This window comes from Lysinibacillus sp. FJAT-14222, assembly GCF_001278875.1.
GTDB lineage: Bacteria > Bacillota > Bacilli > Bacillales_A > Planococcaceae > Lysinibacillus > Lysinibacillus agricola.
This window is the reverse complement of sequence record NZ_LIYL01000046.1, coordinates 1-14,465: the sequence shown is the minus strand read 5'-3', so window position 1 is coordinate 14,465 and position 14,465 is coordinate 1. Positions and strand designations below refer to the sequence as shown.

At 36.6% G+C, this 14,465-nt stretch carries 11 protein-coding genes; 7 read left to right on the top strand and 4 right to left on the bottom strand.

Features of this window, described 5'->3' with window-relative positions:
- Nucleotides 1-473 precede the first annotated feature (473 nt).
- The 4 genes from jag to rpmH form a co-directional block, all read right to left on the bottom strand.
- Nucleotides 474-1,283: an RNA-binding cell elongation regulator Jag/EloR gene (jag, locus tag AN161_RS18900; protein WP_053595897.1), complete on the bottom strand. Its 810-nt coding sequence runs from the start codon at nucleotides 1,281-1,283 to the stop codon at nucleotides 474-476.
- The gene (gene yidC / locus AN161_RS18895) at nucleotides 1,280-2,050 is read right to left on the bottom strand and encodes a membrane protein insertase YidC (protein WP_053595896.1); all 771 of its coding nucleotides are present in this window, start codon (nucleotides 2,048-2,050) and stop codon (nucleotides 1,280-1,282) included. Before yidC ends, jag begins: the two co-directional genes overlap by 4 nt.
- Before the next feature lie 372 nt (nucleotides 2,051-2,422).
- Nucleotides 2,423-2,767 carry a ribonuclease P protein component gene (gene rnpA, locus AN161_RS18885; RefSeq protein WP_053595894.1) on the bottom strand — a complete coding sequence of 115 codons (345 nt, stop codon included), beginning with the start codon at nucleotides 2,765-2,767 and terminating at the stop codon, nucleotides 2,423-2,425.
- Between the two features lie 101 nt (nucleotides 2,768-2,868).
- Nucleotides 2,869-3,003, bottom strand: a complete 135-nt coding sequence (rpmH, locus tag AN161_RS18880) for a 50S ribosomal protein L34 (protein WP_004233310.1) — start codon at nucleotides 3,001-3,003, stop codon at nucleotides 2,869-2,871.
- Nucleotides 3,004-3,701: 698 nt separating this feature from the next.
- Between rpmH and dnaA the strand changes: the two genes are divergently transcribed.
- From dnaA to AN161_RS18845, 7 genes are all read left to right on the top strand, one after another.
- Nucleotides 3,702-5,051 carry a chromosomal replication initiator protein DnaA gene (gene dnaA, locus AN161_RS18875; protein WP_053595893.1) on the top strand — a complete coding sequence of 450 codons (1,350 nt, stop codon included), beginning with the start codon at nucleotides 3,702-3,704 and terminating at the stop codon, nucleotides 5,049-5,051.
- A gap of 169 nt (nucleotides 5,052-5,220) precedes the next feature.
- A complete protein-coding gene (dnaN, locus tag AN161_RS18870) occupies nucleotides 5,221-6,357 on the top strand; it encodes a DNA polymerase III subunit beta (RefSeq protein WP_053595892.1) in 1,137 nt (378 codons plus the stop codon).
- 167 nt (nucleotides 6,358-6,524) lie between these two features.
- Nucleotides 6,525-6,749, top strand: coding sequence for a S4 domain-containing protein YaaA (gene yaaA, locus AN161_RS18865; protein ID WP_053482950.1), 225 nt, complete (start codon nucleotides 6,525-6,527; stop codon nucleotides 6,747-6,749).
- A gap of 3 nt (nucleotides 6,750-6,752) precedes the next feature.
- Entirely contained in the window at nucleotides 6,753-7,868 is a 1,116-nt protein-coding gene (gene recF / locus AN161_RS18860) for a DNA replication/repair protein RecF (protein ID WP_053595891.1), read from the top strand.
- Nucleotides 7,869-7,960: 92 nt separating this feature from the next.
- Nucleotides 7,961-9,895 carry a DNA topoisomerase (ATP-hydrolyzing) subunit B gene (gene gyrB / locus AN161_RS18855; protein ID WP_053595890.1) on the top strand — a complete coding sequence of 645 codons (1,935 nt, stop codon included), beginning with the start codon at nucleotides 7,961-7,963 and terminating at the stop codon, nucleotides 9,893-9,895.
- 25 nt (nucleotides 9,896-9,920) lie between these two features.
- The gene (gene gyrA, locus AN161_RS18850; RefSeq protein ID WP_053595889.1) at nucleotides 9,921-12,413 is read left to right on the top strand and encodes a DNA gyrase subunit A; all 2,493 of its coding nucleotides are present in this window, start codon (nucleotides 9,921-9,923) and stop codon (nucleotides 12,411-12,413) included.
- 149 nt (nucleotides 12,414-12,562) lie between these two features.
- Nucleotides 12,563-13,645 carry an HD-GYP domain-containing protein gene (locus AN161_RS18845; RefSeq protein ID WP_053595888.1) on the top strand — a complete coding sequence of 361 codons (1,083 nt, stop codon included), beginning with the start codon at nucleotides 12,563-12,565 and terminating at the stop codon, nucleotides 13,643-13,645.
- Nucleotides 13,646-14,465 lie beyond the last annotated feature (820 nt).

Genomic DNA, 14,465 nt, shown 5'->3' with positions numbered 1-14,465 from the left:
TTTTATAAATTTTATTCAATTCATGAGTGAACACTATGGCTATTCACCATAATCAAACAAAATAGACTTATTGCAGTGAAGTGATTGTACATCTGTTATTACTGTCGCTTTGCTTTCGCATAGATAAAACATTGCTGAAGTTTCATTTTAATATATTAGTGTCATGCCAGAAGATATATGCAAATGTAAAGTGGTTGATTGGAGTGGAGGCTGGGCGACTCCTTGGGGATTAGCGTCACAGATGAGACCCTGGNGGAGCGAGCAACGCGAGTGAAGCGGCTCATCGGACGCCCCCAGGAAAGCGCCCAGTCGGAACGGAAATCAACCCCTCGCTTTGCCGAAGAGCCATACTTTCTTTAATAGAACACCTTAATTTCACTGACATAATAGTTTTTCAACAACATAAAAAAAAAGCCATTCTATCATGACGATAAAATGACTTTAGGTGTTTGTCTGTATGTTCTTTACGAAGTTTAGCCGTTCTTTACAGGCTCAATGACTAAATAACGATTAGGCTCCGTTCCTTCTGAGTATGTTTCAATATCAAGGCGGTTTGCCAATTGATTATGAATAACTTTTCTTTCGTACGACTGCATGGGTTCAAATGTCACTCGCTGATTTAAACGAAGTGCTTTATCCGCCATACGATCTGCCAGTAACTCCAAAGCTTCTTGGCGACGCTCACGATAGTTTTCTACGTCTAATTTCACCATTAAGAACTGCTTGGCACTTTTATTTAACACAAGGTGTGTTAATTGCTGCAAGGAATTTAATGTTTGACCACGTTTCCCTATAAGCAGTGCAGCTTTCTCACTTTTCAGTTGAAATAATACATATTTTCCTTCACGTGTCGTTTCAATTTCAAGATCATGAATATCCAATTGTTCAGCAATATTGACTAAATAAGTCTTTGCATCTTCAATTGGGTTTACTGAGGTTTCTTCTTCCTCTTTTTGTTCCTCTACGACTTGTTGAACAGCTTCGATATCACTTTGTTGTTCAGAAACTTGTGAACTTATTGTTTCAACATCATCTAATACTGTTGATTCGACAAATTGAGTCGTATTTCGCTGTTCAGCTTTTTCTTCCTCAATCGTTGGTCGAACCTGTACTTCCTTTACTGTTACACGAACTTCTGCAGATCGTGCCCCAAAACCTAAAAATCCTTTTTTACCTTCTTGTAAAACTTCAACATCTACTTGTTCACGGGTTTTGCCAAGTTTCTGTAACGCCAATGAGATCGCTTCTTGTGTTGTTGCGCCTATTTGCGTAAGTTGTTTCACTTTTGAGCCCCTCCATTTTGAGCAGGTTGTGTTTTATCTTTTTTCCAAGGTTTATAAATAAACAGGTTTTGAGCAATCGAAATTATGTTACCGATTACCCAGTATAGTGGTAATGCTGCTGGTAATGCCATACCGAAAGCAATAATCATAAATGGCATAATGTACATCATTATTTTCATTTGAGGGTTATCCATCGCTGGGCCCGTACGTAAAACGATAAATTGAATTAAACCAGCAATAATTGCTAATGCCGGTGCAGGTTCTGCTAACGGGAAAATAAAGAAATTCCCTAAATCGTAAGCAGGTGTAGCATTCATACGACTAATCGCATGGTAGAAACCCATTAAAATTGGCATTTGAATGAATACAGGTAAACATCCAGCAAGTGGATTGACACCAGACTCACTCATAAGCTGCATCATCTCTTTTTGATACTGTTGCTGTGTCTGTGCATCCTTAGAAGCATACTTCTTTTGCAATTCCTTCAATTTCGGCTGAATTTCTTGCATTTTTTTAGAGCTCTTTGTTTGTTTAATCATCAATGGAAGTATTGCTAAACGAATGATAATCGTTACAATAATGATCCCCCATGCATATGAACCGAGCATATCAGCAAAGTATTTAATCGCTGATACTAAAGGCCAAACAATGAATTCATTCCAGAAGCCTGTGCTTTCTTTGGAGATTGGTTCTTTGAATTCTGTACAACCAGATAGTAGTAATACTACTGAAGCTAGCGACAAAATTACCCAAAGTTGTTTCTTCAACCTTCTTCCCCCTACAAATACTATTCACTTTTTCTAAAACTATATGCGTTCTTCTTCTTTATACATTTACAGTTTCCTGCTACTGAATAAAGTTATCAGTTATTTTATCATGCATATAACGTTTCACTCTACTAAATATTCTAACAATGTACACATATTTGCTAAGTAATGTTACTAATTTTTCATATATTACAGCGAAACTAAATTTCAAAATACCCCTATACGTATTTTCAATAACTTCACTTTCGTGCAGAAATGCTTCGTCCGAAGGCTTTTTCCTCATTCAGTAGGCGTTTGGACACCCAGCAAAAAGGATTAACATCCGTATTCATCTATAAAGGTGCTATTTCACCACTTTGGTTGCCATCCATATTACGTTTTCTTCAATACTTTTGCGATTCGTAGTACATGCTGCAAACTTTGTTTCACTTCATGAAAATCCATAGTGGCCGCCGGTTGTCTGGCGATAATAACATAGTCCATATTCGGCTTAAGCTCATCTTTTAATTCATGAATACTTTGTCGAATATAGCGTTTGATCTGGTTGCGTGTTACCGCATTCCCAAGCTTTTTACTAACTGATAAACCTACTCGAAATTCCGTTTGTCCCTCTTTTTCTAAAAAATAAACGACAAACTGACGATTAGCGAAAGATTTACCCTTTTTAAACACCTTTTGAAAATCATCGTTTTTTTTCACTCGTTGGCGTTTTTTCATTACTTTCACCTGCTACTAGATAATTATCCTTTGATCCTCATTTCTAGGTTTCCCAAAAATAAAGAAAAAAAAGACCACTGATGTGGCTCAGTGGACTTATTTTATGCTGATAATACTTTTCTTCCTTTACGACGACGAGCAGCAAGAACTTTGCGACCGTTTTTCGTGCTCATACGTGCGCGGAAACCGTGAACTTTGCTGTGCTTACGTTTTTTTGGTTGGTAAGTACGTTTCATTTATATAGACACCTCCTGAATGAAAGTTGAATTTTTCAACATACAGACCTGAACATTATATAAAGTAACTAGCTATTTTGTCAATGAATTTCATAAATTTCTTTCTTCCTTCAAGAGAATCTATGAATATCTTCTACGGCTCTTCACCAATATGTACTTGACTGCACATTTCACTCTGAGAGAACTCTTTCCGCAAAGTCGCCTCCCTCCGTTCCATATGCTTTCATACCAACCTTCTTTTTTTAATAAAGAATAGATTTTAGTATGGATCCTCTTTTACTTATATTAATTAATTATCCACAGAGTACTTGTTTTTTTTACACAAAGTTGTGTATAGTATTTTTTGCATTATTTTTTATCCACAACATTTATCTACAGCTTTTTCACATACACAGAGCTTGTGGACAACTACAAAGTGCATAAATGAAAGGTATGTGGATAAGTTTCACAAACTATTGAAATAGCTTTGTTTTTCTGATACGATAACTGTGCTTCACTTTGTTGAAAACTGAAATGAACTTTTATTTTATCCACAACTGTTGATATGCTGTGGATAATTTTTATCACAGCCTTTGGTTAACTTTTATCCACAACTTGTGAGTTTGTGGACGAGTTGTAAAATGAACGTATTTACCGTTTCTATAAATGCGCTATTTTTAATGCTGTAATTGTATTGAACTGTAAAGGAGATTAGCAGCTTGGAACATTTAGAAGAACTATGGAATAATGTCCTGGCTCAGGTTGAACAAAAAATTTCTAAACCAAGCTTCGAAACGTGGCTAAAGTCTACTAAACTACTTTCCTACAATGGAAGTGGTTCTACTGTGACAATTGCTGCGCCAAATTCGTTTGCTCGAGACTGGCTTGAAAATCATTATATTCATTTGATTACAGGTATATTAACGGAGCTTACAGGCGAAGACTTGCTTATTAAGTTTGTTGTTCAAAAAAACCAGGATTCGGACGATTTCGATCTGCCGGCGCCGATTATCCAAGCAAAAAATAACGAACACCATGATATTTCACCAGGAATGTTAAACCCGAAGTATACTTTTGATACGTTTGTTATTGGCTCTGGTAACCGCTTTGCACATGCTGCCTCGCTAGCTGTCGCAGAAGCGCCTGCGAAGGCTTATAACCCATTTTTTATCTATGGGGGAGTAGGGCTTGGCAAAACACACTTAATGCATGCGATTGGTCATTATGTACTGGAACATAATCCAAATGCAAAGGTTGTATATTTATCATCTGAAAAATTTACAAATGAATTTATTAACTCAATTCGAGATAATAAGGCACTCGATTTTCGCAATAAATACCGCAATGTAGATGTACTGCTAATTGATGATATTCAATTTCTAGCTGGAAAAGAATCAACTCAGGAAGAATTTTTCCACACTTTTAATACATTGCATGAAGAATCGAAACAAATTGTTATATCCAGTGATCGTCCTCCTAAGGAAATTCCGACATTGGAAGATCGTTTGCGTTCTCGATTCGAATGGGGACTAATTACAGATATTGCGCCTCCTGATTTGGAAACTCGTATTGCCATTCTCCGAAAAAAGGCAAAAGCTGATGGTCTAGAAGTGCCAAATGAAGTTATGCTCTATATTGCGAACCAGATTGACTCCAATATTCGGGAGCTTGAAGGTGCGCTTATTCGCGTCGTTGCCTATTCATCCCTTGTTAACAAGGATATTAATGCGACTTTGGCTGCTGAAGCATTAAAGGATATTATTCCTAATTCGAAGCCGCGAACTGTCACTATATTAGACATTCAAAATGCAGTAGGAGAGCATTTTAACATTCGTTTAGAGGATTTTGTCGCGAAAAAACGAACAAAGTTAATTGCCTTTCCACGTCAAGTCGCGATGTTTTTATCCCGCGAATTAACAGATTTTTCGCTGCCGAAAATTGGCGAAGAATTTGGTGGACGTGACCATACTACTGTTATACATGCTCACGAGAAAATATCTTCTATGTTGAAAAATGACGTTCAGCTACAGCAAGATATTAAACAAATTCGAAGCATGCTAGGGAAATAATACTGTGGACAACTCAATCGTTTAAACACAAACTTATACACAGTCTATCTACATGTGGATAGACTGATTTTATTCACTTAAACATACTTATCCACAAATCCACAGGGCCTATTACTATATCTTTTTTATTTTATATAAATAAATAATATAAATATGTGAGGGAAAACGAATGAAATTTGATATTTTACGTGACCGTTTATTAGAGGGTTTAAATGATGTCATGAAAGCCGTAAGTTCTAAAACAACTATTCCAATTTTAACGGGAATTAAAATTGATGTTACAGATGAGGGTATTCGCTTAACAGGTAGTGACGCTGATATTACAATTCAAACATTTATTCCTGTTGAAGAAGATGGTCAACAAATAATTCATATTACAGAAACAGGATCAATTGTTGTACAAGCTCGTATGTTTAATGAAATTGTACGTAAGTTACCAACAAATGAGGTTGAAATTCAAGTAACACCTGGTTTCCAAACTCATATCCGTTCAGGTAAATCTGAATTCCACTTAATTGGCTCAGACGCTACTGAATATCCGTTATTACCTGAATTAACAGAGGATCAAAAATTTACTATTCCTGCAGACCTATTAAAGTCAATTATCCGTGAAACAGTATTCGCTGTTGCCACTTCAGAAAGTAGACCGGTGTTGACAGGTGTAAACTGGCAGATAAAAAATGAAACATTAATCTGTGTTGCAACAGATAGCCACCGTTTGGCAAGACGTAAAGTTCAACTGGAAAATTTACCTGAGGTTGAACATAGTGTTGTAATTCCTGGTAAAAGTTTAAATGAGTTAAATAAAGTTTTAGAGGATTCAACAAATCTTGTACAAATTGTGATTACAAGCCAGCAAGTATTATTTAAAACTGGAGAAGTATTATTCTTCTCTCGTTTACTTGAAGGTAATTACCCAGATACATCACGTTTAATTCCAGAAGAATATCAAACAAATTTAACGATTAATGGTAAATCATTATTACAAGCAATCGATCGTGCATCTCTTGTTGCTCGTGGAGATCGTAATAATGTTGTACGTTTCGAGATTTTAGATAATCAAGCTGTCGAAGTTTCTTCTAATTCTCCAGAAATCGGTAAGGTTCAAGAGGAAATCCCTGTTGAGTCATTAGAAGGGGAGAACTTAAAAATTTCTTTCAGTGCGAAATACATGATGGAAGCATTAAAAGCAATAGATGGCCAAGATGTAGTTATTCAATTCACAGGAGCAATGAGACCGTTTATTTTACGCTCTGTTCATGATGATGCTATTTTACAGTTGATTTTACCTGTACGTACTTATTAAAATTTAAACTATTTGTGTTGGAGAGAATAAAACTCCATAATTTCAAGCTTTAATTGCTTTGAAAAACGTTCTGATAGTCGCTGATTGCGGCTATCTTTTTTTACTTATGGGGAATTTTTAGGTATGATAGAGAGATAGACAATCTGTATTTGGAGGGGAACACAGCTATGAAGGACATTGAAATTGATGTAGAGTTTGTCACATTAGGACAGCTTTTAAAAATGACTGATGCTATTAGCTCTGGTGGCATGGCAAAGTGGTTTTTACACGAAAATGATGTATATGTAAATGGAGAAGTGGATGATCGCCGCGGTCGTAAATTGCGTGACGGTGACATTGTAAATATTCCTGGATGTGGTCGATTTCGTATCGTTGGAACCACTGGACAGTAAATTATGCATATAGAGCATTTAGAACTTACAAATTACCGTAACTATGATGCCTTAGCTTTAAATTTCTCTCCAAAAATCAATGTTTTCATTGGTGAAAATGCACAAGGGAAAACAAATGTTATGGAATCTATTTACGTATTGGCAATGGCTAAATCCCATCGAACGACGAACGATAAAGAATTAATACGTTGGGATTCAGACTATGGTAAAATAGAAGGGGCCGTTCAAAAAAGGCATGGTATTTTACCGATTGAGCTTACGGTTACGAAAAAAGGCAAAAAAGGTAAGATAAATCATATAGAGCAAAGTCGTCTTAGTCATTATATTGGCCAAATGAATGTCGTGATGTTTGCCCCTGAAGATTTAAATGTTGTAAAGGGGAGTCCGCAAATACGACGACGTTTTATAGATATGGAGATTGGGCAAATTTCGCCTGTCTATTTACATGATTTATTAACCTTTCAAAAAATTTTAAAGCAACGTAATCATTTTTTAAAAATGAATCAAGGCAAAACAATGCCAGATGACGTGATGTACGAGGTTTATAATGAACAATATATTCACGCAGCTACCCAAATTATTCGAAAAAGATTTCAATTTATGGATTTATTGCAGGAGTGGGCAGAGCCTATTCACGCAGGTATTTCACAAGGGAAGGAAACGTTGGTTATTAAATACCGCACTGTAGCTGGTATTGAAAAAGAACATACTTCTAGTGAAATTGAAGGCTTCTTGCATAAAAAGCTAATAGAAACTAAGGAGCGTGAATTTGATCGTGGTGTTACACTAGTTGGTCCACATCGAGATGATTTGCAGTTTTTAGTAAATGGCTATGATGTTCAGACATACGGCTCACAAGGACAGCAACGCACAACCGCTCTTTCATTAAAACTTGCCGAAATTGAGTTAATTAAACAAGAAACGAATGAAACACCCATACTACTTTTAGATGATGTATTGTCGGAACTCGACGATTATCGCCAATCGCATTTATTAAATACCATTCAAGGTGAAGTTCAAACCTTTGTTACGACTACAAGTGTTGATGGAATTCATCATGAAACGATGGAGCATGCAAAGCTGTTTCACGTGAAACAAGGTGCGATTGAAGAAAGTTAGCCCGGGTAGTTTTTTAGATTACAAAAGAATGGTAATAGTCAGCTCGGTTGACTGTTCATTCATTTACACACAATGATGTTATGAAGGAGTAGATGAAAGCCGTGGCTATAGAGAACGAAGGTTTACAAAATCAAGCTTATGAAGCCGATCAGATACAGGTATTAGAAGGTTTAGAAGCGGTACGTAAAAGACCAGGGATGTATATCGGTTCAACAAGCTCTAAAGGGCTACATCATTTAGTATGGGAAATTGTTGATAATAGTATTGATGAAGCACTTGCAGGATTTTGTACAGATATAAAAGTAACGATAGAAAAAGACAACTGGATCCGTGTAGAGGACAATGGTCGTGGTATTCCGGTAAGCATTCAAGAAAAAATGGGTAAGCCTGCTGTTGAAGTTATTATGACAGTGCTACATGCTGGCGGTAAGTTCGGCGGTGGAGGATACAAAGTATCTGGTGGTCTTCATGGCGTAGGGGCTTCTGTTGTAAATGCTCTATCAGCTGTGACGATTGTTCAAGTTCATCGTGAGGGTCATATTCATGAAATTAAATTTGAACGTGGAAGAACTATTCAAGAGCTAACAATTATCGGTGAGACAGATCGTAATGGAACAACTACACGTTTTAAAGCTGACCCTGAAATATTTAAAGAAACGACTGTTTATGAATTTGACATTTTAGCACATCGTATTCGTGAATTAGCTTATTTGAATCGTGGTATCAAGATTACAATTGCTGATGAACGTGAAGATCAGGAACGTTCTACTACGTATCATTATGAAGGTGGTATTCGTTCTTATGTAGAGCATTTGAATCAATCTAAAGAGCCAATCCATGATCCAATTGATGTTCTTGGGGAAAAGGATGGTATTTCAGTTGAAATTGCTATGCAATATAATGCTGGATTCTCTTCAAATATTTTTTCATTTGCTAATAACATTAATACGTATGAAGGCGGTACACATGAGTCTGGTTTTAAAACAGCTCTGACACGTGTTATTAATGATTACGCGCGAAAAAATGGGCTATTAAAAGAGTCAGATGCAAACCTTACTGGTGAGGATGTTCGTGAAGGGTTAACAGCTATTGTTTCAATTAAGCATCCTGATCCACAATTTGAAGGACAAACAAAAACAAAGCTTGGTAACTCTGAAGTTAGCCAAATTACTAACTCCTTATTCTCAGATGGTTTTGAACGATTTATGCTAGAAAATCCAACTATAGCTCGTAAGGTTGTAGAAAAAGGTTTAATGGCTGCTCGTGCACGTGTCGCTGCTAAAAAAGCACGTGAATTTACACGTCGCAAAAATGCGCTTGAAGTATCAAGCTTGCCAGGTAAATTAGCTGACTGTTCATCAACAAATCCAGCAGAATGTGAAATTTATATCGTTGAGGGTGATTCTGCCGGCGGGTCAGCAAAATCTGGACGTGACCGACACTTCCAAGCAATCTTACCGTTACGTGGTAAAATCCTTAACGTTGAAAAAGCACGCTTAGATAAAATTTTATCGAATGCAGAAATCCGTGCAATGATTACAGCGTTTGGCACAGGTATTGGTGAAGAGTTTTCTTTAGAAAAGGCTCGTTATCATAAAATCATTATTATGACAGATGCCGATGTTGATGGTGCACACATCCGAACATTATTGTTAACATTCTTCTTCCGTTTCCTTCGACCTCTCATAGAGGCAGGTTATATTTATATTGCACAGCCACCTCTTTATCAAGTAAAGCAAGGTAAGCATGTTGAGTATTGCTATGATGAAGAAACATTAAGAGAAATTTTAGAACGACTACCGAAAATGCCAAAACCAAATGTGCAACGATACAAAGGTCTTGGAGAAATGAATGCGGAGCAGCTTTGGGAAACTACAATGGACCCTGAGTACCGCACATTGTTACAAGTAGAATTAGATGATGCAATTAAAGCAAACCAAGCATTTGAGCGTTTAATGGGCGATGAAGTTGAACCTCGTCGTCAATTTATCGAAGAAAATGCTGTATACGCTAATTTAGATATTTAATTTTTCTTGAGAGGAGGTCTACACTTTGTCAGAACAAGAACGCTCCGGTGTTAAAGGAGTTAATATAACAGAAGAAATTGAAACATCCTTCCTCGATTATGCGATGAGTGTAATCGTTTCTCGTGCCTTACCAGATGTACGTGATGGATTAAAACCTGTACATCGTCGTATTTTATATGGCATGCAAGAGCTAGGGAATACAGCAGATAAAGCGTACAAAAAATCAGCACGTATTGTTGGGGACGTAATGGGTAAATACCATCCACATGGTGACTCATCCATCTATGATGCAATGGTACGTATGGCGCAAGATTTTAGCTATCGTTACATGCTTGTCGATGGTCATGGTAACTTTGGATCTGTCGATGGCGATGGAGCTGCAGCGATGCGTTATACAGAATCACGTATGTCTCGTATTGCAATGGAGATGCTTCGCGATATCAATAAAGACACAATTGACTATACAGATAACTATGATGGTTCAGAAAAGGAACCTATTGTCCTTCCAAGTCGCTATCCAAACTTATTAGTAAATGGAGCGGCAGGAATTGCAGTTGGTATGGCGACAAATATTCCACCACATCAACTTGGTGAAACGATAGATGCAGTAATAGCACTTTCTGAAAATCCTGCCATTACAACGGAAGAATTGATGGAAATCATCCCAGGACCTGATTTCCCAACTGGTGGATTAATTTTAGGCCGTAGCGGTATTCGTCGTGCCTACGAAACAGGCCGTGGCTCTATCATTATTCGTGCGAAGGTAGAGATTGAACAAAAAGCAAATGGTAAGGAAACAATTCTCATTCATGAATTACCATACCAAGTGAATAAAGCTAAGCTTATTGAAAAAATAGCAGAGCTTGTACGCGATAAAAAAATTGATGGTATTACAAACCTACGTGATGAATCTGACCGACGCGGTATGCGAGTAGTCATTGAGATCCGCAAAGATGCAAATGCCAACGTAGTTTTAAATAATTTATATAAACAAACAGCAATGCAATCGAGCTTCGGTATTAATATGCTGTCATTAGTAAATGGCCAGCCTAAAGTAATGGGCTTAAAAGAAATGCTGTATCATTATTTAGAGCACCAAAAGGTTATTATTCGTCGTCGTACGGAATTTGACTTAAGGAAAGCGGAAGACCGTGCACATATTTTAGAGGGCTTACGTATCGCTCTTGATCATATCGACGAAATTATTGCTATTATCCGTGGTTCACGTAGTGGTGATGAAGCGAAGCCACAATTAATGGAACGATTCAATTTATCTGAACGTCAAGCGCAAGCAATTTTAGATATGCGTTTAGTCCGTTTAAGTGGATTAGAGCGTGAAAAAATTGAAGCAGAATATCAAGAACTTCAAATACTAATTGCTGAATTAAAAGCGATTTTGGCAGATGAAGCTAAAATTGTTGAAATTATTCGTACTGAAATATTAGAGCTGAAAGAACGCTTTAATGATAAACGCCGTACTGAAATAACATCTGGCGGTTTAGAAATGATTGAAGACGAGGATTTAATTCCAGTTGAAAATTCAGTCGTAACTTTAACACATAATGGTTATATCAAACGTTTAGCTGCGAATACATATCGCAGTCAAAAACGTGGTGGTCGTGGCGTACAAGGTATGGGTACAAATGAAGATGATTTTGTTGAGCACCTTATGAATACATCCACACACGATACTATTTTATTTTTCACCTCAAAAGGAAAAGTATTTAGAGCAAAAGGTTATGAAATTCCAGAATTCGGGCGTACAGCGAAAGGATTACCGATTGTTAACTTACTCAATATTGAAAAAGGTGAGAAAGTAACAGCAATGATCCGTGTTGCTTCATTTGATGAAGATGCGTACTTTATCTTCACTACTAAAACTGGTATTACAAAGCGTACACCAGTATCTCAATTTGCAAACATCCGTACAAACGGCTTAATAGCTATTAGTTTACGAGAAGATGATGATCTCATTTCTGTTCGTTTAACAGATGGCGATAAGCAAGTAATAATAGGTACTCGTGATGGAATGCTCGTACGTTTCCAAGAGGATGATATTCGTTCAATGGGCCGTACTGCAGGTGGCGTACGTGGTATTAAATTACGTGATGATGACGAAGTAGTTGGCATGGAAATCGTTGAACCAGGACAGGAAATTTTAGTTGTTACTGAAAAAGGTTACGGAAAACGTACTTCTGAAGAGGAATATCGTTTACAAAGCCGTGGTGGTGTAGGATTAAAGACAATTCAAATCACTGATAAAAACGGTCCAATGGTAGCTGTAAAAACTGTTGATGGTTCTGAAGATGTAATGCTTATTACAATTAATGGTATGCTAATCCGTATGGATGTGAATGATATCTCATTAATTGGCCGTAGTACACAGGGAGTTCGTTTAATTCGTTTAGGGGATGACGAGCTTGTTGCAACTGTAGCAAAGGTTGAAAAAGCAGAAGAAGTAGAAGAAGCAGAAGAAGCAGAAGAAGCTAACGAAGAAAATGATCAAGTAGAAGAATAATAAAAAGACCGATGACGACAGCGAATGTTGCCGTTCATCGGTTTTTTTTAGCGTAAATCATGAAAAATAAGTAATTATTTTGAATTCCATGATAAAATGAAATTAACCTTATGTTTAAGCAAGTGAAATAGTGAAGAGGTGTTAATTGCGTGGAAACTATACATGTCCCAATTTCAGAGTTGCGTGTGGGTAAAGTAATTTCAGAAGATATTTTTGCAAATACGCAATATCCAATAATTTTTAAAAACACAATAATTTCCTATGAACATTTACAAGTTTTTTTTGCTTTTAATATTACAAGAGTCCCAGTTTATAAAGAAGGAATAGAGGCTCAATCTGAGATAAAAGAAACGGAAATAGTTGTTCCACCAGAGGTTATTCCAACTTTTAAAAGGGTTTATGACAATTCTGTTGAGCAATTCAAAAAGGAATTTAAAAATTGGGAAGCTGGCGCAAAGGTAGATATTGCGAAAGCACGTAAAATAATTTTGCCATTATTAGAAATGGTTTTAGAAGATCGTACAATAATTTTTGATTTAAATGAGTATTCAAATCCAAAAGACTATTTGTACCATCATTGTGTAGCAACAGCATTGATTTCTTCAGTGATTGCGCAAAAATTAGGTTATGATAGAGGAATTACAATTCAAGTTGCAATTGGAGGGTTATTAGCTGATTGTGGGATGGCAAAAATTCATCCACGTATCCGTGATAAAAAAACGACTTTAACAGAGCAGGAGTTTGATGAAATTTATAAACATCCGATTTATAGCTATAATATGGTCAAAGATTTAACAATCTTAAAGGATACAATGAAAGAGGCTATTTTCCAGCACCATGAGCGTTTAAATGGTAGTGGCTATCCAAAGGGTGAAAAAATTGCTAATATTTCTACTTTCGCTCAAATTATCGCTGTTGCAGATGTATTCCATGCAATGACATGTGAGCGAGTTTATAGAGTAAAGCAATCTTCCTTTAAAGTTATAGAAATGATTAATGAATCTGAATTTGGAAAATTTGATATTAAAGTAGTTCGTGCACTTATAGATATTGTTGCTGACCTTCCTATAGGTACAATAGTAGAACTATCTAATCTGGAACAGGGCGAAGTGATGTTTGTAAATAAATTTGCACCAACTCGTCCGCTAATCAAATTAAGCCACTCAGGAGAGATATTTGATTTAGGTAAAAATCGTACCTTCTATATTTCACGTATTATAACGAATATATAATAGTCGAAAGGCAACCCAATAATATATTGGCGGTTGCCTTTTTTCACTTTTATTGCAATCGGATTTATACGGCGAAAACAAAGCGACAGCAATAAAAAGACTCTAACCTCTAAATATAGCCAGATAAAATACGGGGATTTGATATATCAAAAACCGATTAACTAGAGAAAAAATTTCTTTGAAATCATTTCACTTCTTTCAGTAAATGTTTTTTGTAGCGAAAGCGAAGCGTCAGCTACAAATGTCTTTTGTACCGATAGCGTAGCGACAGGTACAGAAGTCTCCCACCTCTATAGTAGGTGAGAGGAATGCGCGGGTTTAAGTTGCTTTTCAGCGGGTGTCCAAACATCCAATGAAATAGAGGAACTCGCGCTAAGAACTTCATATGCTGTGAAAACGCCTGATTGGTAACATCATGTTGCTGGCGCTTCGCTTTCGCACAGAAAACATTTGTTGGCCTAAAGCTTCCATCGGATGAAAGGAGTTCTTTGTGCAAACACAAAGCCGAATCCGGACGCAATTATGCCGAGGCCTAATTGATTCAAGGTTAAGCTAAATCCGCTAAACATAGTGATGTAGAAGGAGAATAATAGTTTATATAAAATAGTGAAATATTTTTTTGAGAAAGTGTTGACATAGTTTTAGATTCTTGATATTATTAGTGAGTCGCCAAGAGGTGATGCTTAAAATAAAGTAATGAACCTTGAAAACTGAACAAGCAAAACGTAATCAATAAAGTTTCCAGTAGCTAACCTTGAGTTGGTGAACGAAACAAAATTTTGGACATCAAACATGATGCCAGCAAAACAATTTGAGCTAA